At 40.1% G+C, this 25,173-nt stretch carries 24 protein-coding genes; 17 read left to right on the top strand and 7 right to left on the bottom strand.

Annotation, left to right across the window (positions count from 1 at the left end; all coding sequences use genetic code 11):
* The first annotated feature begins 415 nt into the window (after positions 1-415).
* On the top strand, positions 416-832 hold the full coding sequence (locus DBR40_RS02650) for a hypothetical protein (RefSeq protein WP_124558249.1): 417 nt from the start codon (positions 416-418) through the stop codon (positions 830-832).
* 83 nt (positions 833-915) lie between these two features.
* Here the strand turns inward: DBR40_RS02650 and DBR40_RS02645 are convergent, their stop codons facing one another.
* Complete coding sequence (locus DBR40_RS02645; RefSeq protein ID WP_124558248.1) at positions 916-1,809, bottom strand: LysR family transcriptional regulator; 894 nt, start codon at positions 1,807-1,809, stop codon at positions 916-918.
* A 77-nt stretch (positions 1,810-1,886) separates the two neighbouring features.
* Between DBR40_RS02645 and hutH the strand changes: the two genes are divergently transcribed.
* A complete protein-coding gene (hutH, locus tag DBR40_RS02640; protein WP_124558247.1) occupies positions 1,887-3,419 on the top strand; it encodes a histidine ammonia-lyase in 1,533 nt (510 codons plus the stop codon).
* 20 nt (positions 3,420-3,439) lie between these two features.
* Complete coding sequence (locus DBR40_RS02635; protein WP_124558246.1) at positions 3,440-5,443, top strand: urocanate hydratase; 2,004 nt, start codon at positions 3,440-3,442, stop codon at positions 5,441-5,443.
* A gap of 49 nt (positions 5,444-5,492) precedes the next feature.
* On the opposite strand, the gene DBR40_RS02630 is transcribed toward DBR40_RS02635, so the two are convergent.
* Positions 5,493-6,395 carry a LysR family transcriptional regulator gene (locus DBR40_RS02630; RefSeq protein WP_124558245.1) on the bottom strand — a complete coding sequence of 301 codons (903 nt, stop codon included), beginning with the start codon at positions 6,393-6,395 and terminating at the stop codon, positions 5,493-5,495.
* A 100-nt stretch (positions 6,396-6,495) separates the two neighbouring features.
* Here DBR40_RS02630 and DBR40_RS02625 point away from each other — a divergent pair, with 100 nt between their 5' ends.
* Positions 6,496-7,125: an NAD(P)H-dependent oxidoreductase gene (locus DBR40_RS02625; protein ID WP_124558244.1), complete on the top strand. Its 630-nt coding sequence runs from the start codon at positions 6,496-6,498 to the stop codon at positions 7,123-7,125.
* Positions 7,097-7,381 (top strand): putative quinol monooxygenase, encoded by a 285-nt coding sequence (locus tag DBR40_RS02620; protein ID WP_124558243.1) that lies wholly within the window; start codon positions 7,097-7,099, stop codon positions 7,379-7,381. The genes DBR40_RS02625 and DBR40_RS02620 overlap by 29 nt, the downstream gene beginning before the upstream one ends.
* Position 7,382: 1 nt before the next feature.
* On the opposite strand, the gene DBR40_RS02615 is transcribed toward DBR40_RS02620, so the two are convergent.
* Both DBR40_RS02615 and DBR40_RS02610 read right to left on the bottom strand, forming a co-directional pair.
* On the bottom strand, positions 7,383-8,234 hold the full coding sequence (locus DBR40_RS02615; protein ID WP_124558242.1) for an EamA family transporter: 852 nt from the start codon (positions 8,232-8,234) through the stop codon (positions 7,383-7,385).
* A gap of 117 nt (positions 8,235-8,351) precedes the next feature.
* Positions 8,352-8,699 carry a hypothetical protein gene (locus DBR40_RS02610; RefSeq protein WP_124558241.1) on the bottom strand — a complete coding sequence of 116 codons (348 nt, stop codon included), beginning with the start codon at positions 8,697-8,699 and terminating at the stop codon, positions 8,352-8,354.
* Positions 8,700-8,815: 116 nt separating this feature from the next.
* On the opposite strand from DBR40_RS02610, the gene DBR40_RS02605 reads away from it, so the two are divergent.
* The 5 genes from DBR40_RS02605 to DBR40_RS02585 all read left to right on the top strand — a co-directional run bounded on the left by DBR40_RS02605 (position 8,816) and on the right by DBR40_RS02585 (position 13,888).
* Complete coding sequence (locus DBR40_RS02605; RefSeq protein WP_124558240.1) at positions 8,816-9,346, top strand: superoxide dismutase family protein; 531 nt, start codon at positions 8,816-8,818, stop codon at positions 9,344-9,346.
* Positions 9,347-9,517: 171 nt separating this feature from the next.
* Positions 9,518-10,045 carry an ExbD/TolR family protein gene (locus DBR40_RS02600; protein ID WP_124558239.1) on the top strand — a complete coding sequence of 176 codons (528 nt, stop codon included), beginning with the start codon at positions 9,518-9,520 and terminating at the stop codon, positions 10,043-10,045.
* A gap of 294 nt (positions 10,046-10,339) precedes the next feature.
* On the top strand, positions 10,340-10,546 hold the full coding sequence (locus tag DBR40_RS02595; protein ID WP_124558238.1) for a hypothetical protein: 207 nt from the start codon (positions 10,340-10,342) through the stop codon (positions 10,544-10,546).
* A 63-nt stretch (positions 10,547-10,609) separates the two neighbouring features.
* Positions 10,610-11,770, top strand: coding sequence for an HlyD family secretion protein (locus tag DBR40_RS02590; protein ID WP_124558237.1), 1,161 nt, complete (start codon positions 10,610-10,612; stop codon positions 11,768-11,770).
* A gap of 6 nt (positions 11,771-11,776) precedes the next feature.
* Positions 11,777-13,888, top strand: coding sequence for a peptidase domain-containing ABC transporter (locus DBR40_RS02585; protein WP_124558236.1), 2,112 nt, complete (start codon positions 11,777-11,779; stop codon positions 13,886-13,888).
* A 106-nt stretch (positions 13,889-13,994) separates the two neighbouring features.
* Here the strand turns inward: DBR40_RS02585 and metK are convergent, their stop codons facing one another.
* Entirely contained in the window at positions 13,995-15,245 is a 1,251-nt protein-coding gene (gene metK / locus DBR40_RS02580) for a methionine adenosyltransferase (protein ID WP_124558235.1), read from the bottom strand.
* Between the two features lie 225 nt (positions 15,246-15,470).
* On the opposite strand from metK, the gene DBR40_RS02575 reads away from it, so the two are divergent.
* From DBR40_RS02575 to hisS, 5 genes are all read left to right on the top strand, one after another.
* The gene (locus DBR40_RS02575) at positions 15,471-16,352 is read left to right on the top strand and encodes a diacylglycerol/lipid kinase family protein (protein ID WP_233603770.1); all 882 of its coding nucleotides are present in this window, start codon (positions 15,471-15,473) and stop codon (positions 16,350-16,352) included.
* Between the two features lie 121 nt (positions 16,353-16,473).
* Positions 16,474-16,824 (top strand): translation initiation factor, encoded by a 351-nt coding sequence (locus DBR40_RS02570; protein ID WP_124558233.1) that lies wholly within the window; start codon positions 16,474-16,476, stop codon positions 16,822-16,824.
* A gap of 221 nt (positions 16,825-17,045) precedes the next feature.
* Entirely contained in the window at positions 17,046-18,650 is a 1,605-nt protein-coding gene (locus tag DBR40_RS02565) for a sensor histidine kinase (RefSeq protein WP_124558232.1), read from the top strand.
* 1 nt (position 18,651) lies between these two features.
* Positions 18,652-19,395 carry a LytR/AlgR family response regulator transcription factor gene (locus DBR40_RS02560; protein ID WP_124558231.1) on the top strand — a complete coding sequence of 248 codons (744 nt, stop codon included), beginning with the start codon at positions 18,652-18,654 and terminating at the stop codon, positions 19,393-19,395.
* Positions 19,396-19,556: 161 nt separating this feature from the next.
* Positions 19,557-20,948, top strand: coding sequence for a histidine--tRNA ligase (gene hisS / locus DBR40_RS02555; RefSeq protein ID WP_124558230.1), 1,392 nt, complete (start codon positions 19,557-19,559; stop codon positions 20,946-20,948).
* Positions 20,949-21,050: 102 nt separating this feature from the next.
* Here the strand turns inward: hisS and DBR40_RS02550 are convergent, their stop codons facing one another.
* Positions 21,051-21,788 carry a class I SAM-dependent methyltransferase gene (locus tag DBR40_RS02550; protein WP_124558229.1) on the bottom strand — a complete coding sequence of 246 codons (738 nt, stop codon included), beginning with the start codon at positions 21,786-21,788 and terminating at the stop codon, positions 21,051-21,053.
* Between the two features lie 178 nt (positions 21,789-21,966).
* On the opposite strand from DBR40_RS02550, the gene DBR40_RS02545 reads away from it, so the two are divergent.
* Positions 21,967-23,265: an MFS transporter gene (locus tag DBR40_RS02545; protein WP_124558228.1), complete on the top strand. Its 1,299-nt coding sequence runs from the start codon at positions 21,967-21,969 to the stop codon at positions 23,263-23,265.
* Positions 23,266-23,376: 111 nt separating this feature from the next.
* Here DBR40_RS02545 and DBR40_RS02540 read toward each other — a convergent pair whose 3' ends face one another.
* Positions 23,377-23,757, bottom strand: a complete 381-nt coding sequence (locus DBR40_RS02540) for a VOC family protein (protein WP_124558227.1) — start codon at positions 23,755-23,757, stop codon at positions 23,377-23,379.
* 128 nt (positions 23,758-23,885) lie between these two features.
* Here DBR40_RS02540 and DBR40_RS02535 point away from each other — a divergent pair, with 128 nt between their 5' ends.
* Positions 23,886-25,166 (top strand): replication-associated recombination protein A, encoded by a 1,281-nt coding sequence (locus DBR40_RS02535; protein ID WP_124558226.1) that lies wholly within the window; start codon positions 23,886-23,888, stop codon positions 25,164-25,166.
* Positions 25,167-25,173: the final 7 nt, after the last annotated feature.

Below are 25,173 nucleotides of genomic sequence, written 5' to 3'. Positions count from 1 at the left end.
TAACACGTGGGAGAGTACGTCGGTGCCAAATCTTATAAGAAACCCTTTAACAATACTGGTAAAGGGTTTTCTTCGTTTAGAGCATTTTTCCTTTAAGCTTTCATACATACGATCTTAATGATAAAGAGAAGCAGTAGGTTTTAACCTGCAAACCTATCCAAAATAGCCCTGATGGCAGTGGAAATCCCTTTTGGCTCGAAAAGAATACACCTAAGCTAGCGTTATCTCCTCCAAAGGGATTGCAACGAACAGGAGGACGGTACCTACCCTATAAGTACTGCTTTTCGCTGCTAAATGATTAAGTGGTTTGATTAGGCAACCTGTTTATATAATTAACATGCTTTTTGGAACTATATGCTACGTTAACTGTAGCGTTTTAAGATTCGCTATCGTTTTCTTTCTAAACTAAATAACGATGAAAAAAATAACGCTTGTATTATTGATGGCTCTTGGATTGTTAAGTTGTAAAAAGAAAACAACTTCTGAGTGCGATGACAAAATGTGTACCTATGAATTTCGTTCCGTAGTCTTTAGATTTCTGGATAATAAAGGTGAGGGTGCCGAAGTAAAAGATTTTAGCGTAATTAACCAAAGAACTGGAGCAAAAGTAACAGCAAATTCAAGCGCTACCAGTAGTTTGATAAAAGGTGCCTTCGTTATAGTTGATGATGGAAATACCAGAAGTTTATCGGAAGCAGGAGATAATTTAAAAATTACAGGCACATCAGTACAAACTAACCAAACTAAGTCGGCTACAATTAAAGTAAGCGGAGGTGAATGCGCATGCCATATAGGTAAACTCTCCGGACCAGATCAGATTGCATTCGATTAGTCAACTGTTAAATACGGGCGCTAGAGGGTTAAAAGTATAAGCCCTGGCAGGTAAATGCAGACTATTATTATGTTACTAGATCTTTAACGGTCGTTCTTCAATAATAAATCAATCACGTTTTTTAGCGCGGGATTTCTATTCGCATCTTTCCAGATCATGTAGAGTTCTGTGCGTTGTGGGATATGCGTTAGTTCTACAAATTTTACATTTTCTTTGTAACCATACTGAAGCGCTGTAGGTACAATAGCAATGCCCAAACCTTCTTCAACAAGTTTGTATATCGTTAATGCATTAACCGATTTGTGAAAAGTTTTGGGCTTGAAACCATGATCCTCGCAAATGCTCATAATCAAATCGTAGTAAAATGGGCTGTCATCACTCGAGAAAAAGATAAAAGGAGCGTTCCCCAGCTTTTTAACTTCTTCAAAACTGGCCTTTTCGAGCGGATGGTTTTGGGGTAGTACGAGCGAAAAAGTATCTTGATGGATAACGTGCTTAGATATGCCTTCCTTAAAATGTTGTATGCGCACAAAGCCTACGTCAAGCATATCTTTTTCAAGCAACTCAATCTGCAGCTTGTTTGGCATTTCATCCAGATTTGTTCTGATTTCCGGAAAATCTTTGTTCAACCTGAAAATTAGCTCAGGCACAATTTTTTGAGCTGCCGAGCCCAGGAAACCGATTCGGAGTTCGCCCTGTTTACCTTCATTGATATCGCTTAAATGCTTTTTAATGTTTTCGATATGGCTAAAGAGGAAATCGACTTCCGTTTTAAGGTATAATCCGGCTTGGGTAAGCGTTACCTTTTTCTTGGTTCGATCGAATAACTGGGCGTTAAAAATTTCCTCCATCTGTTTAATCTGCCGACTAAGGCCAGGCTGTGAAATAAAAAGCCGGTCGGCTGCTTTCCTGAACTTCAGTTCTTCTGCCAGTACCTGAAAATATTTAAAATGTCTTAGCTCAACTTGATAACCCATGGTTATTACGTGATGATGTAATTGGTATTTATAGGTATCAAATATAGGAGTTATTTTTGTTTAAAACCTTTTCTAACATGAGCGAGCAGATTTTTAACTACGGAACAGATCATTTAACGGCCAATATAGCTTTGGCTATTGGTAGTGGCAACTTAAAAGGGGTACTTAGCCCAGAGGTTCGCGATAAAGTGATCGAAAGTAGCAAAGTTGTAGAACGGATTGCACTTGCTGATAAAGCCGTTTATGGTATTAACACGGGCTTTGGGCCACTGTGTACGTCGATGATTTCGGCGGTAGATACCCGTAAACTACAGGAAAATATTCTGAAAAGTCATGCGGTTGGCGTTGGAGGATCTATTGATATGGAAATTTCGAGACTAATGCTTGTGTTAAAACTACAGTCGCTGGCACAAGGCTATTCTGGTATCCGAATTGAAACGCTAGATAGAATGATCTGGTTTTTAGAAATAGGAGCAACACCAGTAGTTCCAAAACAGGGATCTGTGGGGGCATCGGGAGATCTGGCACCATTGTCGCACCTTTTTCTGCCTTTAATTGGATTAGGAAGGGTGCATTATAAAGATGAGATTGTTGCTGCTGAAAAGTTGCTGCAAGATTATCGGATGCAACCCTTACAGCTTGGGCCAAAAGAAGGTCTGGCTTTAATTAATGGAACCCAGTTTATAGCTGCACATGCGGTTAAAGTTGTTTCACGTTTAGAAAATGTGCTTAAATCTGCTGATATTATCTCGGCGATGATGATCGAAGGTTTAATGGGATCTGAAAAACCATTCCATCCCCGCTTGCATCAGTTAAGACCTTACCCTGCCAATATCGCTGTAGCCGCGCAAATCAGTAAATTGTTGCAAGGCTCCGAAATTATGCCCTCGCATTCTGATTGCGCCAAAGTACAGGATCCCTATTCTTTAAGGTGCATTCCACAGGTTCATGGTGCTTCCCGTACCGCTTGGCAGCATTTAAAAGAAGCAGTAGAAATAGAATTGAATTCGGTAACCGATAATCCGGTAATATTTAGTGACGAACTTACCATAAGTGGAGGGAACTTTCACGGGCAGCCATTGGCCTTGGCTTTAGATTATGCCTGTTTAGCTGCATCCGAAATTGGCAACATCAGCGACCGGAGGATTTACCTTTCGTTAGAAGGAAATACGCCAGGTGTACCGAAATTGTTGATGCGTGAAACCGGCTTAAATTCGGGTTTTATGATTGTGCAGTACACTTCGGCTGCATTGGCCAGCGAAAATAAGGGACTTTGCTTTCCGGCAAGTGCCGATAGTATCCCAACTTCGCTGGGACAGGAAGACCATGTAAGCATGGGCTCAATTAGTGGAAGAAAGGCTTTGCAGGTGATAGAAAATGTAGAAAAAATTCTGGGTATCGAACTCTTCTGTGCCGCACAGGCTGTTGATTATCATGCGCCATTAAAACCAGGCAGAATTTTGGCTGCCGTACATGGTTTCATCCGTTCAGAAATTGATCATTTTGAAGAAGATCAGATTATGTACGATAGAATGGAAACTGCTATAAACCTTGTGAAAACAGGTAAAGTGGTATCGGTTGCTGAACAGGCAGAAAAAACACTTAATTAATCAATTTAGCCTCGTACGACATGAATTTTGCAGCAGAAATATTAGCTGGTATACCATCAGAATTACCGAAAGCAAAGGATAGAAACCCTCAGCTCAGCCATGCTCCGGTGAGGAGAACTGTTTTGAACACAACTGAAAAAAAACTGGCTTTAAAAAATGCACTGCGTTACTTCCCCTCAAAATGGCACAGTGAACTTGCTCCCGAATTTTTAGCGGAACTGGATAGCTACGGACACATTTACATGTACCGTTTTATGCCAAATTATGCTATTTATGCCAGGCCAGTTAACGAATATCCTTGTCAAACCATTCAGACTGCTGCCATCATGTTGATGATTCAGAATAATCTTGATCCGGCCATTGCACAGCACCCTGAAGAGTTGATTACTTATGGTGGAAATGGCAGTGTTTTTCAAAACTGGGCACAATACCTGCTTACTATGAAATACCTAGCTACAATGACTGATAAGCAAACTTTAAATGTGTACAGCGGTCACCCGCAAGGCCTGTTCCCATCCAGTACAGCTGCACCGCGTGTAGTGGTTACCAATGGGATGATGGTGCCAAACTATTCATCTACAGCTGATTTTGAAAAATTTAATGCCCTTGGGGTAACGCAATATGGCCAAATGACAGCCGGATCGTACATGTACATTGGCCCACAAGGGATTGTACATGGTACCGCCATTACTTTAATGAATGCTTTTAGAAAAAAAGGCTTTTATGGTAAAGATACAGCTGGAAAAATATTCTTGACAGCCGGATTGGGTGGAATGAGTGGGGCACAAACCAAGGCAGGTAACATTGTTGGCTGTATAACCGTTTGTGCAGAAGTAAATCCGCATGCGGCTATTAAACGAAAAGAACAGGGCTGGGTTGATGAGTTGATTGAGGGGCTGGATGAACTGGTTGAAAGGGTAAAATTGGCTCAAAACCAAAAGGAGATAGTATCCTTAGCCTATCTGGGCAATGTAGTCGATGTTTGGGAACGGTTTGATGAAGAATCGATTGATGTGACTATTGGCTCCGATCAAACTTCGCTGCACAATCCGTATTCCGGGGGCTATTATCCTGTTGGCTTAAGCTTTAATGAAGCCAATGCGCTTATGGCCGGGGCTGCCGACGAGTTTAAAAACTATGTTCAGAATTCGCTAAAATGCCAGGCGGCCAGCATTAACCGCCATGTGGCTAAGGGAACTTACTTTTTCGATTATGGCAACGCTTTTCTTTTAGAATGTAGCCGTGCAGGAGCTGATATTATGGCTCCAAATGGAATCGATTTTAGGTACCCATCGTACGTAGAAGATATTTTGGGCCCTATGTGTTTCGATTATGGTTTTGGTCCGTTTAGGTGGGTATGTACATCAGGTAGTGATAGCGATCTGGATATAACCGACAGGATCGCAAAAGAGGTAATGGAGGAAATTAAACTTCAGGCCCCTGCCGAAATTGAGCAACAACTCCAGGATAATATCAACTGGATTGTAGCAGCCAAAGAGAACAGGCTTGTGGTAGGCTCAAAGAGCAGGATTTTATATGCTGATGCTGAAGGCAGGGCAAAAATTGCCTTACGGTTTAATCAGGCTATTAAAACCGGCAAATTATCTGCTCCGGTAGTTTTGGGCAGAGATCATCACGATGTGAGTGGAACCGATTCACCATTTAGGGAAACGAGTAATATTTATGATGGAAGCCGCTTTACAGCAGATATGGCCATTCATAACGTAATTGGCGATAGCTTTAGAGGCGCTACTTGGGTTTCTATACATAATGGTGGCGGCGTGGGCTGGGGCGAAGTAACCAACGGTGGCTTTGGAATGGTGCTGGATGGAACAGAAGAGGCGGCTGAAAAATTACAGAATATGCTTTTTTATGATGTGAATAATGGTATCGCGAGAAGAAGCTGGGCACGCAATAAAGAAGCCCGTTTTGCCATCGAACGCGAAATGGAACGCAGCCCATGCTTAACTGTAACATTGCCTAACCTGGTTGATAATGAATTGTTGGATGGCTTAAACATGTAAAAAATACCTGCAAAGCGTTACTGGTTTAAGGCTGGTAACGCTTTGCAGATCAAATACTCACCATAACTTCTTTAAAAAGGTTTTTAATTACACTAATTTCTGTAGCGTATTGGGTATTTTTTCTACAACCAAAGTACAAGGTGTTTTTAAGTTTACTGCTGCCTTCCCAAATCACCTTTATTTTTTGCTCCTCTACTTCTTTTTTGCAAAGAAAATCGGGAATAATGGCTAAACCTTTTCCCCCAGATAAGCAGCGCACAATAGAATTTAAGTTTGGTACAATATAATTCGGGCGGAAATCGGCATGCTTACCAAAATTAAGCTGCCAGAAACGCAAAAGGTGCTCCATATCTCCCGCGGTTCCATACCATTTCTGTTGTTTCAGCCAGTCTTCCATGCCAAAGAGATCATTCTTTTTAGCAAGCGCATTAAAAGTATCTCCATCTGTTTCTATTCCACCTACCAAAACAATCGTTTCCGACGAAAACGCTTCATGTTCTACGTTAGGCGAATTCCCTTTTTGTGGAGTAATAATCAGATCTAAAATACCCTTATCCAATTGGTCGAGCATTTCGGGATATTCACCAAAACGGATAATTACATTAAAAGGAAGTGTAGAAATGTATTGTTCGAGCGTAATCTGAAAAGTTTCAAAACACATACCTACACTAATGGTTGGGGTGTGTTTTTCCGTACTTTTCTGAAAGTGCTTTTCGGCATCTTCGAGCTTGGCCAGCGGTTCTACAATAAAATTATAAAGCACTTTTCCCTTTTCTGTAGGAATCATCTTCCGGCCAGTGCGCTCAAATAATTTGTAGCCTACATAACTTTCTAACGAACTGAGGTGTAAACTCACCCCAGGTTGCGATATAAATAAATTTTCGGCCGCACCTGTTAAAGTGCCTGTTTTATAAATTGCCTTAAAACTTCTGTACCATTCTAAATTAACCATAATTGTGTTATTATAATTCTGATACAAATCTATAAATTAACTTGTTTTAATAATAGAAGTAGGCAATGTAATTTTGTGTCATCAAAATAAAAAAAACGAAATGACAAAAATATTCATCATAAACGGCGGTCAGAAATTCGGCCACTCCGGCGGAAGGTTTAACGAAACCATTACTAATGCTACAATCGATTTCTTTTCGCAATTGCCTGAATTTGAAGTGCAAACAACCAACATTAACGATGCTTACGATCCTAAAGCAGAAGTGGCCAAATATGTTTGGGCAGATGTTGTAATTTATCATACGCCAATCTGGTGGTTCCAGGTGCCACATGCCTTTAAACAATATATTGATGTGGTATTTACCGAAGGCCATAACAGTGGTATTTACCTCAGCGACGGCCGCAAATCGGATAACCCAACGCGCAATTACGGTACCGGAGGGATGTTACATGGCCGTAAATATATGGTAACCTCTTCATGGAATGCACCAAAAGAAGCATTTACTTTACCGGGAGAGTTTTTTATGGAAACCAGCGTAGATGATGGCGTACTATTTGGTTTCCACCGGATGAACGCTTTTACTGGTATGGAACGGATTAATGGTGTACATTTTCATGACGTAGAAAAAAATGCCGATATCATAACCGATCTTAAAATTTACACTGAACATTTAACCGAAACCTTTTTAAATACCGAAGTATATGAGTCTCTATCTAACTGCAATAGTTAAAAGTAAAAAAGAAACTACGGCTGAATTAAAAGCCGTGTTATTGGATATGGTCGTAAATTCACGACAGGAAGCCGCCTGCATCCAGTACGATTTACACGAAGCTGCCGATCAGGAAACCTTCATTTTTCAGGAAGAATGGAAAAATCAGGCGAGTTTGGATTTTCACAATGACCAACCTTATATTCTAGCATTTGTTGTCAGAGCTGCTGAGCTAACAGAAAGTATTGCCATTTATAAAACAGATAAACTGGCTTAAATTACAATTTTGCTCGGCGGGCAGTAAGCGATGAACCTGCCGAGGCAATTACTACAAATGCAACGGCAAAACATTCTTTTAGCGAAAGATACTCGTGTAAAAATACCAATGCTGCGAGCGAAGCCATAGCCGGTTCGAGACTCATTAAAATACTAAATGTACGCGCAGGTAGTTGTTTAAGCGCGCGCATTTCGAGGGTAAAGGGAATAGCACTTGATAGTAGAGCAAGTGCAGCCCCCAATCCCAGTAATTTAGGATTTAACTGTCCTAAACCGCCACCAAAAATGCCAAATGGAAGGATTAGGACAGTGGCAAACAACATGCCTATGGCAACGGCATCGCCACCCTTCATAATTTTCGAAATCCGGCCACCTAATATGATATAACCCGCCCAAAAAAGACCAGCTAAAAGTGCCAGTAATACACCCACAATATCAAGTCCGGTGTTGGTCCAGGGAGCAATTAAAGCAATACCTGTTGCAGCCAGTATTACCCACAAAAAATCGATAGTTTTTTTTGAACCAAAAATGGCCAGGAGCAATGGGCCAACAAATTCTAAAGTTACACCAAGTCCTACCGGTATTCTGGCTATGGCCATGTAAAACACCATGTTCATAGTACCCAAACAAATGCCATACAGGATGACATACTTCCATTGCTTAAAATTTAATTTAAGCAGGTTTGGCCTGAAAGCAATCAATAAAATAATAGCCGATAATCCTATTCTCAACGATGCTGTTGCAGCAGCCCCGATTTGTGGGAAAAGCCCTTTCGCAATTGCAGCTCCGCACTGTACGCTGATGATAGAGAGTAAAACAGCAGGTATAGGTGGGATATTTAATTTGCTTTTCATCTGGGACTCGTAATTGAGGCGCAAAATTACGGAATTATCACTTTCCAGATTTTTTTAAATAAAAAAAGGAGAATCAGATTATTCCAATTCTCCTTTTTCAAATGTATCAATAGGTTATTAACAAAACAGTTCCTGTTCATCCCTGTTTTCAGTCGGGATTTTTTTTAAAAAATCATCAAAAGATGGGCCTTCGTTATCCGAATAGATGCCATAAGCATCAAGTATATAGCCTATGTTTTTATCCTGATCTTCTACAAGGTACAATACTGAATTGTCTGCAGGGTCGGAATCGCCTTCAAAGCGATAAGTTTTTACGATGGTTAAATCTTCTGGGTTATAAATGGTGCCCAGCGTTTTGCTTTGCATCTTGCCGTGATCGCTTATTTTTAATTCGTTATCTTTTCCTTTCAGCCTCAATTTCTCCAAAATTTGACTCAAAGTGTTCATTGCAATTGGCTGTTCCATGGTTATACGATTTTATAATTTAAACAAGTGGTTTTCGAAATGGTTTTATCACAAATGATTTTAAACCAAACCAAATGGTTTTCAGGCTGTTTCTCCTTAAACTAAATTTTAAAATCATGAAAAAATATTTTTTAAGCCTGTTAATTGTCGGCACAGCTTTTTTAAACGCCTGTACCAAAACCGATAAAGAAGTGGCGCAAGCCAACCTGACTGAAACAGCCGATCCATCGAAAAATATCGGTACAGCGAAGTTTTACGAGCTTAGTGATGGGAAGATTAAACTCGATATTGAAATGAATTTTGCGGCAAGGGCGGATAGTAATGTAGCCGTGCACTTTCACGAACATGGCGATTGCGGTAACATGGGCGAGAATACACACGGGCACTGGAATCCTACGAAAGAAGCACATGGGAAGTGGGGTTCGGTAGCTTACCACAGTGGCGATATTGGGAATATTATGCTCGATAGTAAAGGGCATGCAACCTTATCGATAACCACCGATCGGTGGAGCATTAAAGATGGCGACATTAAAAATATTATCGGCAGAGCGATTATTGTACACGGTGGTACCGACGATTATACAACACAACCTACCGGCAACTCGGGCCCAAGGGTAGGCTGTGGGGTTATTGAAGCAGTTAAGTAGTCTCTTCGTCACTTCGATCGGAATATAATGGAGCCGAGAAGTCTATTGATGAATGATTGTTGTAGATATAAGTAAGTGTTTTATTTGATTACTTTTTAAGCGGTTAATTTTTAACCGCTTTTTTTATGCAATTCGAGTTTTATTGTCATCATCATTAAAAAACCAAATATTATGGCAACACTAAACGAATCGCAAGGCAGCAAGGCTGCAAAAGGAAGAACCAAAAAAGCGACACCAAGGGTAGACCTTACTGCAATGGTAGATCTGATGTTTTTACTGACAACATTTTTTATGCTCACTACCTCTTTGGGCTCGCTAAATGCGGCAGATATTGCTAAACCCATCAAAACAGATGTTACTGATAATTATCCTGAATCCAGAACCATGACCATTTTATTGGGGAAGAATAACCAGGCTGTTTGTTACATGGGGACAATAGAAAAAGCAGATATGAAAGTAGTAGCCGTTAAAAATATTCAGGATGAGTTAAAGGCAAATGAACTTAAAGTGGCTAAAACACATTCCAATAATCCGGCAAAATTCATGATTGTGATTATCAAACCTACCAAAACGTCTAAATTTCAGGATTTTGTAGATTTGGTAGATGAAATGAAAATTGTCGGTATCAAATCGTATGCAATCGACGATGACCATATCAGTAAGGAAGAATCCTTATTTATGAAATCGAAAGGCATGTAAACAGGTAATGTTGGTCTAAAATCAGCGAATAAAACGAATATGCCCTGATTTTTTTCTAATGAATAAATTGAATATGATAAATAATACAATGGTTTTTGAGTAAACAGGCCAATTGGAGTCGATTTAAGCTGTTTTATGCGTTTTGTTAAGCTTACGTTAGTTTTTTGTTAGATGTTTAATAATACACCTGTACTGCTAATATGTTTACATTCGTCTATTGTCTGGCCAGGCATTAGGCGGCAATCCCGAAAAGCCTTTAATGAGTAGGGAGCTTAAAACTCAAAAAAATCTAGTATGAAAAGTTTAGAATTAAAAAATCTTAACGTTCAGGAAATGAACACAGCCGAAATGTCGCAAGTTGAAGGTGGTGGTATTGTTAACAATACTTTAACTGAAGTTTTAACTTCTCTTTCTACCGCTTTAAACGCAGTTGGTGCAGATACTTCAACATTCTTAAACAAAACATTGACCAATGTTTTGAAACTTGTTTGGAGCTTATAAGCAAAGTTATTGTATCCGCTGTTCTGATTTTCAGGATAGCGGATGCTTTATCAACTAAATACTATGGCTTTAACCAACTACTCAACCGAAAAAATTTCAAATACCGCTCTCGTTTATCGTTCTCAAATCAGTAAGCCCAGTCAGTTAATTTATGTGGTTACCGTAGTGGCCATTTTAGCTGTGCTAGTGGCCCTTCCCATTATTAAAATACCCATTAGTATTAATGGTACCGGTATTTTACAATCAACTATCGAAAAAACTGAACTTATTGTACCCGTAAACGGTCGCTTAATACAGTATAAGCTAGCGGATAACAAAAGACTGAAACAGGGTGATACCCTCCTAGCCATTGATGCCGGATTACCCAAGCAGCAAGATGCGCTGGTTGAAACACGTAAAAACCAGATAACCCGCTTTTTACAGGATATTAGCACTCTTTTATCGTTTAATGGCGGTTCTTCCAGTCTACAAACGGGGCAATATGTAGCCTCATGGCAGCAATATGTACAGGAATTAAAAAATGCCGGTATTGCCAAGCGGCAGGCAACAAGCACCTTTGCACGTTACAATAAATTGTACCAGAATAAAGTGCTTACGCAATCTGAATATGAAAAATACAAATACGAACTGGAGCAGGCCGAATCGGTTTACCTTATGGTGCGTACCAAATATAAAACCCAATGGCAAACCGAAGCCAACGGCTACCGCAACGAACTGCGCGAGCTTTCTGGTCAGCAAGCCGAAATTAACGAACAGAAAAAACAGTATGTATTAAGGGCTCCGATCGATGGATCGGTTCAGAACTTAGTTGGGATACAAAACGGAGCCTATGTTTTTGCCAACCAAAAAATCGGAGAGGTTTCGCCCGATGCCGGTTTGGCCGCTTATTGTTACATCAATCCATCCGATATTGGCCTGATTAGAAAAGGACAGGAGGTGCACTTTCAGATTAATGCCTATAACTATAACCAGTGGGGCCTGGCTGTGGGTAAAGTGATTGATATTGCCGATGATATTGTGATTTTAAACGGTAACCAGCCTGCCTTTAAGGTAAAGTGCCTGATGGATAAAAATTTCCTGATGCTTAAAAACGGTTACAAAGGTTATTTAAAAAAGGGAATGAATTTTACTGCCCGTTTTAAAGTAACTGACCGCAGTTTATTTCAATTGCTTTACGATAAGGTAGACGACTGGGTTAATCCAAACTTAATCCAAAAAACATAACAGGCCATGAGTACTAAGGTTAAGCAAAGAGATATTACTGATTGTGGCGCGGCTTGTCTGGCCTCGGTGGCCTCGCATTACAAGTTAAATTTAGCGGTTGCCCGTATCAGGCAACTTGCCGGAACAGATAAAAAAGGAACCACGGTTTTAGGGCTGGTAGAGGCCGCTCAAAAATTAGGATTTGAAGCAAAAGGTGTAAAAGCGCCTTTTGATAGTTTATTTAAAATACCTACACCTGCCATTGCGCATATTATTGTAAATGATATCCTGCAGCATTTTGTAGTGATATATAAAGTAAACAATAAATTTATAGAGGTGATGGACCCTATAGATGGGAACGTGCATCGTAAAACACATGATCAATTTAAAAAGGAGTGGACTGGTGCACTGGTGTTGTTGTTGCCATCTGAAAGTTTTCAGCTTGGCAATGAAAAAAAATCAATTCAGGGAAGATTTTGGAATTTGATTAAACCGCACAAAGGCATTCTGACACAAGTTTTATTTGGTGCAGTTGTTTATACTGTGTTGGGTTTATCTACCTCTATTTTTGTACAAAAACTGGTCGACTTTGTGTTGGTTGACGGTAATCAGAATCTGCTCAACCTAATGAGCATTTCAATGATGGTAATTTTGGTCGTTCAGCTTTTTATTGGCTCGGCTAAAACTATTTTTACGTTAAAAACGGGTCAGTTAATTGATGCGAAGCTTATTTTAGGCTATTACAAACATTTGCTCCGGTTGCCGCAACAGTTTTTTGATACCATGCGGGTGGGCGAAATTATTTCGCGGATTAACGATGCAGTAAAAATCCGTACCTTTTTGAATGATGTATGCGTAAACTTTCTGGTAAACATTTTTATTGTTTTCTTTTCGTTTATCATGATGTTTACCTACTACTGGAAACTGGCATTGATAACGCTTACCGTTATTCCCTTGTACCTCATCATTTATTTTATAACCGATAAGTTTAACAAGCGTACCCAACGTAGGTTAATGGAAGATGCAGCCGAGCTCGAATCGCAACTGGTAGAGAGTTTAAATGCCGTGGGTACCATTAAGCGTTTTGGTTTAGAAGAGCATGCCAACGAAAAAACCGAAACGCGCTTTATTAAATTATTGCAGACAGGCTTTAAATCTAACCTCAATGCGGTGGTATCGGGTACTTCAACCGAATTTGTTTCGCGCATCATTACCATTATTTTGCTTTGGGTAGGTGCAGGCTATGTGCTGAGCAATTCAATTACCCCTGGCGAACTCTTATCATTTTATACACTGATTGGTTATTTTACCGGTCCGGTTTCATCGCTGATTGGGATGAACAAAACGGTGCAGGATGCAGTTATTGCTGCTGATCGTTTATTTGAGATCATGGATCTGGAAAGGGAAACCGACGAAAACCAGATCGAATTAAGTACCGATAAAATTGGTGATATTCACTTCGAAAACGTATCGTTCCGCTATGGAAAAAGACTGGCTGTTTTTGAGGATCTGAATTTAACCATCCCACAGGGAAAATTTACTGCCATTGTGGGCGAAAGCGGTTCGGGGAAATCGACTTTAATGTCAATCCTGCAAAATATTTACCCTATCCAATCCGGAAATGTACGTATTGGCCAATATGATCTTAAGTACATTACCAATGCTTCGCTGAGGCGGATGATATCGGTAGTGCCACAGCAAATAGACCTATTTGCCGGCAATGTGATTGAAAATATCGCCATTGGCGAAGAAGAACCCGATATGCAGCGGATTATTGATATTGCCAGTAAGCTGGGATTGATGGGTTTTATAGAAGCTTTGCCCAAAGGTTTTCAAACTTATTTGGGTGAAAATGGCACCAGTTTATCGGGGGGGCAACGGCAGCGTATTGCCATTGCGAGGGCATTATACCGCGATCCTGAAATTCTGATCCTGGATGAGGCAACTTCTTCACTCGATGCTGTTTCGGAACAGCATGTACAAAGGATGATTGCCCTGTTAAAAGCCGAACAAAAAACAGTAATTGTAATTACCCACCGATCGAGTACTTTAAATAATGCCGATAAGATTATTGTGCTTGATAAGGGGCAGGTAGTAGAGCAAGGCAGCCACCACGAACTGAAATACCATTTGGCCTAACTTCCGAAGTTTGCCATTGCATTGGCCCGTGCCGACTTCGTAAGTCTAACAAAAAAGGCGTTCTGCAATGCTGCAAAACGCCTTTTTTTAAATTTATCCTGATTGATTAAACGCCGAAAGCAGCTTTAACCTGATCTACGTAATCTAATTTCTCCCAGGTAAACAAATCAACGGTAACGGTTTTTTCTTCACCGTTTGGTGTTCTGAAAGTTTTGCTTACTGTTTCAGGCGTACGGCCCATGTGTCCGTAAGCAGCAGTTTCGCTATAAATCGGGTTTCTCAATTTTAAACGTTGTTCAATAAAGTAGGGACGCATATCGAAAATCGATTCTACAATTTTAGCAATCTCGCCATCGGTTTTACCAACCTTACCAGTTCCGTAAGTGTTGATGTAAATACCCATTGGTTTAGCCACACCGATTGCGTACGATACCTGCACCAAAATCTCATCGGCAACACCTGCTGCGACCAAATTTTTAGCGATATGACGGGTTGCATAAGCTGCACTTCTATCTACTTTACTTGGATCTTTACCCGAAAATGCACCACCACCGTGGGCACCTTTACCACCGTAGGTATCAACAATAATTTTACGACCGGTTAAACCAGTATCTCCATGCGGACCACCGATTACGAATTTACCGGTTGGGTTAATGTGGTATTCGATTTTATCGTTAAACAAATGCGCATATTGCGGATTGCTTTTAATGATACGTGGAATTAAAATATTTACCAGGTCGGTTTTGATTTTAGCCAACATGGTAGCTTCTTCATCAAAATCGTCGTGCTGTGTAGAAATTACAATCGCATCGATACGAACAGGTTTATTGTTGTCGTCGTATTCTAAAGTAACCTGGCTTTTTGCATCCGGACGCAGATATTTAATTTCGTTATTTTCACGTCTTAAAACTGCAAGTTCCTGTAAAAGCTTGTGTGATAGGTTTAAAGCCAAAGGCATGTAATCGGCAGTTTCGTTGGTTGCATAACCAAACATCATACCCTGATCGCCGGCACCTTGCTCTTCTTTGTTGCTTCTATCTACACCCTGGTTAATATCCTGAGATTGCTCATGTATGGCAGATAAAATTCCGCATGAGTTTGCCTCAAACATATACTCGCTTTTGGTATAACCAATTTTCTTGATCACATCGCGGGCAATTTGCTGTACATCTAAATAAGTTTTAGATTTTACCTCACCGGCTAAAATAACCTGACCAGTTGTAACCAATGTTTCGCAGGCCACTTTTGATTCTGGATCGAAAGCTAAAAAGTTATCAATTAATGCATCCGAAATTTGATCGGCAATTTTATCTGGGTGCCCCTCAGAAACAGATTCTGATGTAAATAAATACGACATTTATTAAATAAATTAATGATAAATAAACAAATTAATAATTGCCAAACCCCTTGGAAACAGGTGGTAAAATGATTGAAAGGAGGCATTAGCAATTTTTTTAAGTGGTTGCAATCCGGTCCCGAAGTGTCGGGATAGCAAATCAATCCACTTTTTTACTGCTGCAAAATTAGCATATTTTCTTTATTTCAAAAATTATAGATTATTTTGTGCATTCAATCTTACACTTTGCACACAAAGATCAATATCCTCTTTATAATCAATCCCATCTCGGGTGGGAGAGGAAAGCTACGTATCCCCGATTTTATCGATCAATACCTGGACAAGGAAAAGTTTAATGCGAACTTCGTGTTTAGCGAATATGTGGGGCATGCCGGAGAACTGGCTGATGAAGCGGCAACCAAAAATTTTGATGTAATTGTTGCTGCAGGAGGCGATGGTACCATTAACGAAGTGGCTACTAAAGTTTTGAAGCATAACAAGGTATTGGGAATTTTGCCGCTTGGCTCGGGAAATGGGCTTGCAAGGTTTTTAAAAATCCCGAAAAATTTAAAGTATGCTTTAGATTTGATTAACAATTTTAAAACCGATTGCATAGATACAGCTGAGTTTAACAATAAATGTTTTTTTAATCTCGCAGGAATGGGCTTCGATGCACATTTAAGCGCTGTTTTTTCGAAAGATAAAAAGCGTGGCTTATCCGGATATGTAAAACTTGGCTTTAAGGAAGTTTTTAATTATAAGCCGCAAACCTACCAGCTGGATATTGATGGTACAGCCTACACCCGGAAAGCTTTTGCCATTAGCATTGCCAACTCTTCGCAATATGGTAACGATGTTTACATTGCACCCAATGCTTCGGTAAAGGATGGTTTGCTCGATGTTTGCATTATTAAGCCTTTTCCGATAATAAAATTGCCTGTTTTGGGTTATGTAATGTTGAGGGGCAAGGCAGAAAAATCAGATATGATTGAAATTATTAAAGGAAAAAATATAAAAATTACAAGAGAAAAAGCCGGAGCTGTACATGTAGATGGCGAACCTTTACAAATGGGTGCCGAAATTGAAGCTCTTGTACATCCCTTATCGTTACAGGTAATTGTGCCATAACAAAGTTTGGAGTTGGAAGTTTGTAGCTGATCTGGCGATAAAACCATAAACCATTGAACAAATAGCTACCAAACCGAATCACCCTCATCCATTTTACATCTCCCATATTACATTATAAAGCATGAAACCAAAGAAAAATAGTTTAAGTGATCTAGGTGGAATTATGTATTCTACCAATCCCGATTTCGAATATGAAGAAGAAGTTGATGATACCACTACTTCGCCCAATAACCAGCAGGATTTACGGGTAATGCTCGATAAGAAGAACCGTGGTGGTAAAGCTGTTACCTTAATTACAGGTTTTAAAGGCCGTACCGAAGATTTAGAGGTGTTGGGCAAAATGCTTAAAACCAAATGTGGCGTTGGTGGCTCGGTTAAAGATGGCGAAATCATGATCCAGGGCGACGTTCGTGATAAAGTGATGGGTATATTGCAAAAAGACGGTTATAAGGCTAAAAAGGCTGGGGGGTAAATTCCGCTTTACCTGATCGTCATTCCCGCGCAGGCGGGAATCTCATTTGAGTTGCGAAAGCATTTTTTTGAGGAACCATTAGGGGTTTAAATCGGCTAGCGCAATACCTAAAACATAAATTCTGTTCACATCCCTCCATATACAAGGTTATTCGTGCCATATCCTGTTTTAAACTTTCGTAACCAGCTTTTTTGCAAGATGTTTATGAAAAAATTAAACGCATGAAAAGAATAATTATCTTCCTTTCTCTACTGTTGCCCGCTGTTTTAGTGAATGCTCAGAAGGATGAGTACAATGGATATGTTCACTATGGAGACAGGCATTCCTATTCAGCAGGAGGGTGTGATGGCTTTGGCATATCTTTTACAGTAGATCGGTTTACCAAAACTGTCAATTATCACAATGCCATTCAAAATCAACCGCTTAGTAATTTAGTTTATTTGGAAGGTACCCAAGAGATTAATCTTTTCGGTTATATCAATAAAGATAGCCTATCATTTTATCGTTATAATATTGTCGAGAATGATGATAATCAAATCGTTTCTGATGCTGTTCCCCAAGTAAATAAAACAAAAACACTCTACGGGAATAAAGTTGATATAAATTTGGGGAAATTTAATATAACGGATAAGAAGCTAACGATTAATATTTATAAAATTACCAAAAGGAGTGAAATTGCTACAATAATCATTTACAATAAAAAGATTCAACCTGCCTATATTTCAATGATCAATTTGAATATTAAAAGGGGACAAGGGGGGATTGTAAGCTTTAAAAGCAAGGAAGATGCCGCAGTTCTAAGTGTAGATGAAACTACAAAAAATCTTATGATTGTAATCAAAAGCACTGATTTGGATTTTGTTTACAATGTTTATTTAAAAGATAAATCAACAGGAAAAATAGTCTTCCGGTCAAACAATTGGCTTTATGGTTACATCGTTCCAAGAGTACCATATTTATTGATTGGAGCAGAATATTTTAATAGAACTGGTAATTATGAGATTTTAATTATACCTAAACTGTCACAAGGTTTCGGTTCTAAGTCAATACAGGAAAGTACTATCAAGTATTCTTTTCACGTAAATAGCTCCAGAATAAAGCTTTTCTCCCAAAAACAGCTTATCACTTACGGTTTAATCTTATGCGCAATATGTGGTGCAATTTTCGGGGCTGCAGTAGCCTATATTAAGAGGAAGGAAGCCCAAAAACTTGCATTAAAACATCGTGATAAAGAAATGGCCAGGCTTCAACTGGCATCCGTTCGCTCACAATTAAACCCACATTTTTTGTTCAACGCGCTTGCTGGGATCCAAACGTTGATGAACAAAAATGAAACGGATAACGCCAACCGCTATCTGAGTAAATTTGCCCGTTTAACACGCAATGTACTCGAAAATAAAGATCTGATCAGTTTAACTTCAGAGAAAACCTTGCTGGATGATTATTTGCAAATGGAGCAACTGCGTTTTGGCTTTCAGTACACTATAAGCGCTTCGGCCGATTTGGATGCCGAGAATATCGAAATTCCGGCAATGCTGTTACAGCCCTTTGCAGAAAATGCCGTTAAACATGGTATAGCCGAAAAGGGAAATCTGGGTAAGCTTGAAATCAATTTTATTAAGAGTGAAGCAGATCTGATATTGAGCATCGCCGATAATGGAGCAGGGTTCGATAGCTCAAAAAATTACGACGGTTTGGGGCTGGCGTTGAGCAAAAACCGGATATCTTTACTCAATTCTATTTATAAGGAAACGCCGTTTGTACTCGATATCCAGTCGGGCGGCGAGGGAACAACGGTTAAAATTACACTTACTCAATGGTTATAATATGCGGACAATTTTAGTAGATGATGAAACGGCCAATCTCGATAATTTAAAGATTTTACTAGCCAAACATTGTCCGGATATTAAAGTGGTTGCCTGCGCCACCACTATTGATGAGGCTTTTACGCAGGTTAACCTGCACCAGCCCGATCTGCTTTTTCTGGATATCCAGATGGGCAAAACTACAGGTTTCGATCTGCTGAACAAACTTACTGTAAAAACCTTCGAAGTAGTTTTTGTTACCGCTTACGATAATTACGGCATTCAGGCCGTAAAATTTGCCGCTTTAGATTATCTGTTAAAACCGGTTGACCCCGATGAACTGAAAATAGCGGTTGCCAAGGCCGAAATCAGGATTAAAAACAAGGTACATGGCGAGCAGCTTAATTTTTTGCTGAGCCAGATTAAAAAAAGCGAACCCGCTATACCTAAAATTGCGTTACCTCAACAGCACGAAATCCGCTATGTTTCGGTTGGAGATATAGTACGTTGTGTTGCCGATAATACCTATACGTTTTTCTTTCTGGCGAATGACGACCGGGTGTTGATCTCGAAACCACTTAAAGAGTACTCAGATTTACTAAAACCGCATGGTTTTATCCGTACACATCAAAGCCATTTGGTTAATCCTAAATTCGTAAAAAGCTGGTTAAAAGAAGATGGAGGAACTTTACTGATGGATAGTGGCGATAAAATACCGGTAAGTAAACCGAACAGGGAAATGGTGAAGGAACTGTTGGGGAAGTAGTTTAAAATAATTCGTCATTGCAAGGCACGAAGCAATCTTAATGCACACGCATATAGCGATCGTTGTAAGATTGCCTGCCTGCTGCAAGCAGGCTTCGTCGTTTCCTCCTCGCAATGACGAATCTTTGTTTTTAAACCCTACATTTTTGTATTTTTGCGGCTATGTCAGTTATTAAACCCTCATTAGCAAAAGGTACCCGCGATTTTTCTCCGGTTGAAATGGTAAAACGTAACTTTATTTACGATACCATTAAAACAGTTTTCAAAAAATATGGCTATGCCGAAATTCAAACGCCGAGTTTCGAAAACTTATCAACCTTAACCGGTAAATATGGTGATGAAGGCGATAAACTGATCTTTAAAATATTAAATAGTGGCGAATTCCTGAAAGACCCTAAAAAGAAATCTTTTGATTTTGCTGAAGAAGAAAACAGCAATAAACTGGTTTCGTTAATCTCTGAAAAAGCTTTGCGTTACGATTTAACGGTGCCTTTTGCACGTTACGTAGTAATGCACCAGAATGATATTACTTTGCCCTTTAAACGCTTTCAGGTGCAGCCGGTTTGGCGTGCCGACAGACCACAAAAAGGCCGGTACCGTGAGTTTTATCAATGCGATGTAGATGTGGTAGGTTCTGAAAGTTTATTAAACGAAGCTGAATTCATCTTAATCTACAACGAAGCTTTAGGCAAATTGGGTCTGAAAGATTTCAGCATCAAAATTAACAACCGTAAAATTTTATCGGGTATTGCCGAAATTATCGGTAAGCCAGATTTAATTATCGATATGACCGTTGCCATCGATAAACTGGATAAAATTGGCCTAGATGGTGTAAGCAAAGAACTTTTAGAACGAGGTTTTACAGAGCAGGATTTAGAAAAGCTGCGTCCGGTGATTTTGCTGGAGGGCAGTAATGAAGAAAAACTAGCCAGCCTGAAAGAAGTTTTGGCTACCTCCGAAACCGGTTTAAAAGGTATTGCCGAAATTGAGCAGGTTTTTGCTTATGTAGAAAGCCTTATTTCGTACAGTTTGCCATTAACTGCAAAACTGGAGCTGGATATTACCCTGGCCCGTGGCTTAAACTATTATACCGGTTGTATTTTCGAAGTTAAAACCAACGAAGTTGCCATGGGCAGCATTGGTGGTGGTGGCCGTTACGACGATTTAACGGGTATGTTCGGTTTAAAAGATTTAACAGGCGTAGGCGTTTCATTTGGTGCCGATCGTATTTATGATGTATTGGAAGAGCTTAATCTTTTCCCGGCATCAGCAGAGGTTGGCACGAAGGTGCTGATCAGTAATTTTGATGCTGAGGCCGAAAAATATGCCCTGCCGATTTTACAACAGTTCAGAAATGCCGGTATTGCTATCGAGCTTTACCCAGCTTCGGCCAAGCTTAAAAAACAAATGGCTTATGCCGATGCCAAAAACATCCCTTACGTAATTTTAATTGGTGGCGATGAAATGGCGAGCGGAGAACTTACTTTAAAAGATATGCAAAGCGGCGAGCAGAAAAAGCTAACGGTTTTGGGTATTTTGGATTTGATTAAATAGCATATTAACCGCAAAGTACGCGAAGATTTTCGCAAAGAAACGCTGAGTGTGGGTTAAACATCCTGCTTTGCGCACTTTGCGACAGCTTATTTTTCTTTGCGGTTAAATAAGTCTTCCAACCCGTAATAAAACCGGGAAATGAACATCCTTCTCTGCAGCATCGCCCCATGCTTCTTTTAGCTCGGTAAACATATATTCAAGCGGGTTACGCTCGTTGGCCTTTTTATAATGTTGTAATGCCGACCAGGTATTTAAATAACCAATTAACTGGTTAAAATTCCAGGTAGTTTTAATCTGAAAATGCGGTGCAACCAGCTCTTCGAAGGGAAAAGGGATGGTTTTATAACTTTCTTCGATATAGCGGCGCTCATTGTCCCAATATTTGCCCAAAATATCCTCATAAAGTTTATGCACCGTCTTATCTACTTTTTTATCGATAAACATGATGCCGTAACCAATCACGGCGAAAAGTCCGTTGGGTTTTAGCGTTCTTTTTACTTCCGCATAAAATGCTTCAAAATTAAACCAATGGATGGCCTGTGCCACGGTTATGAGATCGAAACTACTGTCTGCAGCAACGGTTTGCTCGGCAGGTTCGACTTTGTAGGTGATATTTGGTAGCTGTAAAGCATTTTTTAATTGATTTTCGCTAATGTCTGTGGCATAAACTGCATCAAAATGCTGAGCCAGCACACGTGCAACCTGTCCGTTTCCTGTGGCGCAATCCCATGCCGCTTGCTTATTTTCGGTAAGCTTAAACAGATAATCGTATAGCTCTTGCGGATAGGTTGGCCTGTAGATGGCATATCCTTCAGATTGGGTAGAAAAGTTATCTTTCATTTGATTAAATGTTGAATGAGAGAAGGGTTGAATGGGCAGGATCGAAATAACTCAGCCCTTTCTTTATAAAATTATTATATTTTTGAATAAGAACCGAATTATTGGGCTTAATGTTTCATTTGAAATTCAATCAATCATTCATCTAATAATTCAAAACCCGCTCATTCAATAGCCCCATATGGAAGAAATATTAGCTAAGGACGAAATTAAAGATGTAGAATACCGGTTAAAATCAATATTTGGTGGTTCTGTAGGTAATTTGGTAGAGTGGTACGATTGGTATACCTATTCGGCTTTTGCCCTCTATTTTTCTCCTGCTTTTTTCCCCAACAGCAATCCAACTGCACAATTGTTAGATACTGCCGGTATTTTTGCCGTTGGTTTTTTAATGCGGCCCATTGGCGGCTGGTTATTTGGAAGCATTGCCGATAAGCTGGGGCGTAAACGTTCGATGACACTTTCGGTATTGATTATGGCCATTGGCTCATTGATTATCGGTTTAACTCCGGGCTACAAGCAAATTGGTATTGCAGCACCTTTACTGTTGATTTTTGCAAGGCTAATTCAAGGCTTAAGCACAGGTGGCGAATATGGTACTTCTGCCACATACCTGAGCGAAATGGCTACCAAAAAGCACCGTGGCTTTTATTCGAGTTTTCAATATGTAACTTTAATCGGCGGGCAGTTACTGGCGCTAGGCATTCAGCTAATTTTACAGAACTGGCTCTTAACACCTGCCGAGTTGCACGATTGGGGCTGGCGGATTCCGTTTTTTATTGGGGCCATTCTTTCTTTCATCGCTTTGTATTTAAGAAGGCATATCGATGAAACCACAGCTTTTAAAAGTAAACAATCGGCCGATAAAAAAGGTGGGATTGCAGTATTGTTAAAATACCCCAAAGAAGTTTTTACTGTAGTGGGGCTTACCCTTGGCGGAACTATCGCTTTTTATACTTTCAGTACCTACATGCAGAAGTTCCTCGTTAATACGGTACACCTCAGTAAAGAAACTTCAACTACGCTGTCATTTATTTCTCTACTGGTATTTGCCATTATGCAGCCATTATTTGGCCTGTTGTCTGATAAGATCGGGCGGAAGCCCCTGCTCATTGGTTTTGGTGTGCTGGGCACCTTATGTACTTACCCCATTTTAACCAGTTTAACGCACGCAACCAATACCACCATCATATTCTTGCTGATGATTGCCGCCCTGATTATAGTTAGCGGTTATACCAGTATCAATGCAGTGGTGAAAGCCGAGCTTTTTCCTGCTGAGATCAGGGCTTTGGGAGTAGGTTTGCCTTATGCTTTAACGGTAGCTATTTTTGGCGGAACGGCCGAGTATTTTGCCTTGTGGTTTAAAAAGATCGGTCACGAAAGTTATTTCTACTGGTACGTTACCGGGTGTATTCTAATTTCACTCGTTTTGTATACAACCATGAAAGATACCAAGCATCACTCAAAAATAGAAGGTTGATTTTGGGTGTTTGAATCGCCGTGCTCGCTCATCCACTTTATAAACGCGGACGATGAAAACGATGAAAAATATTTCCGCGCTAATCCGTGCCTCCCTGGCAGCAAGATGCCGCTACAAGTAATTACTCACCTCAATCAAATTCATATCGGGATCGCGGAGATAGATCGAAATAATTTTACCATTGGCGCCTGTTCTTTCAACCGGACCCTCCTCAATTTCGATACATTTCTGCTTAAGTTCTCCCACTACTTCGCCCAGCGGAAAATCGGTAATGAAACATAAATCGGCTGTGCCGGGTGTAGGTTTAAAGGCTTTAGGTTCAATTTCGCTTCCGTGTTGGTGAAGATTGATTTTCTGGTTGCCAAATTTTAGTGCCTTTCTGTTTTCTCCAAATTCAATAACTTCCATCCCTAAGGCCAGGCTATAAAAGCGGCAGGTACTTTCCAGATTAGAAACGGTTAGCACCAGGTGATCTAAATTTTTAATATCCATAACTGTCTGTTAGAACTAAAGCCTGCATCTTTTTGTTTTACTCTCGTATTAAAAGATTTATGCTTTCGATATTTGGTTAGTAAAGATTATCGACCAACAAAGTAATCAATTTTTATATATTTACCATTATGCAAAACCTGCCTCCTTTAGCCGAACGTATGCGCCCTCAAAACCTTAATGAATATGTTGGTCAACAACATTTGGTAGGAGCGGGAGCAGTATTGCGCAAGGCGATTGAGAGTGGCCAACTGCCATCCATGATTTTCTGGGGGCCACCGGGCGTAGGTAAAACCACTTTGGCCTATATCATTTCTCAGGCCTTAGACCGCCCGTTTTTTAATTTAAGTGCCATTAACAGTGGGGTGAAAGATATCCGCGAGGTGATAGACCGCGCAGCACAGTTGAAAGACAGCTTTTTAGGGCTTCCAATCCTTTTTATTGATGAGATTCATCGCTTTAGTAAATCGCAGCAGGATAGCTTGCTTGGGGCTGTAGAGCGCGGACTGGTTACTTTAATTGGTGCTACAACCGAGAACCCATCGTTCGAGGTAATTTCCGCTTTGCTTTCGCGCTGCCAGGTTTACATTTTAAAATCACTTACTGAAAATGAGTTAGCTGGTTTGTTACAAACGGCAATTAAAAACGATAGCGTTTTATCAGCGAAAAAAATTACCATCAAAGAGCACGAGGCGCTGATTCGTTTATCGGGTGGCGATGCCCGCAAGCTGTTAAATGTACTCGAAATTGCCATTAACGGTATTGGTGGGGATAAAATGGTGCTCACCAACGAAAATGTTTTGGCCCATGCCCAGCAAAATCTGGCCTTGTATGACAAGGCTGGCGAGCAGCATTACGATATTATTTCGGCCTTTATCAAATCGATTCGTGGCAGCGATCCTAATGCTGCGGTTTACTGGCTGGCCCGCATGATAGAAGGCGGCGAAGATCCTTTGTTTATTGCCCGCAGGTTATTGATTTTATCTTCAGAAGATATTGGTAATGCGAACCCGAATGCTTTGTTGCTTGCCAATAATTGTTTTACAGCTGTCAATGTAATCGGCTATCCCGAAGCCAGGATCATTTTATCGCAATGCGTAACTTATCTGGCCAGTTCGCCAAAAAGCAACGCATCTTACGAAGCCATAAACAAGGCCCAGGCTTTGGTTAAACAAACCGGAAACCTGCCCGTACCTTTACATATCCGCAATGCTCCAACCAAACTGATGAAAAACATTGGTTATGGTAAAGATTATCAATATTCGCATGGCTATGAAGGTAATTTCTCGCCACAGGAGTATTTTCCGGACGAATTAAGTGAAACAAAACTCTACGATCCGGGGAAAAATGCGGCTGAAGAAAAACTGAGAGAAAAGCTTAGGCAGAACTGGAAAGACAAATACAATTACTAGTGTAACA

The organism is Pedobacter sp. KBW01 (assembly GCF_003852395.1).
In the GTDB taxonomy this organism is placed as follows: Bacteria; Bacteroidota; Bacteroidia; order Sphingobacteriales; family Sphingobacteriaceae; genus Pedobacter.
The sequence above is the reverse complement of the archived record's forward strand: the minus strand, read 5'-3'. Positions and strand labels throughout refer to the sequence as shown.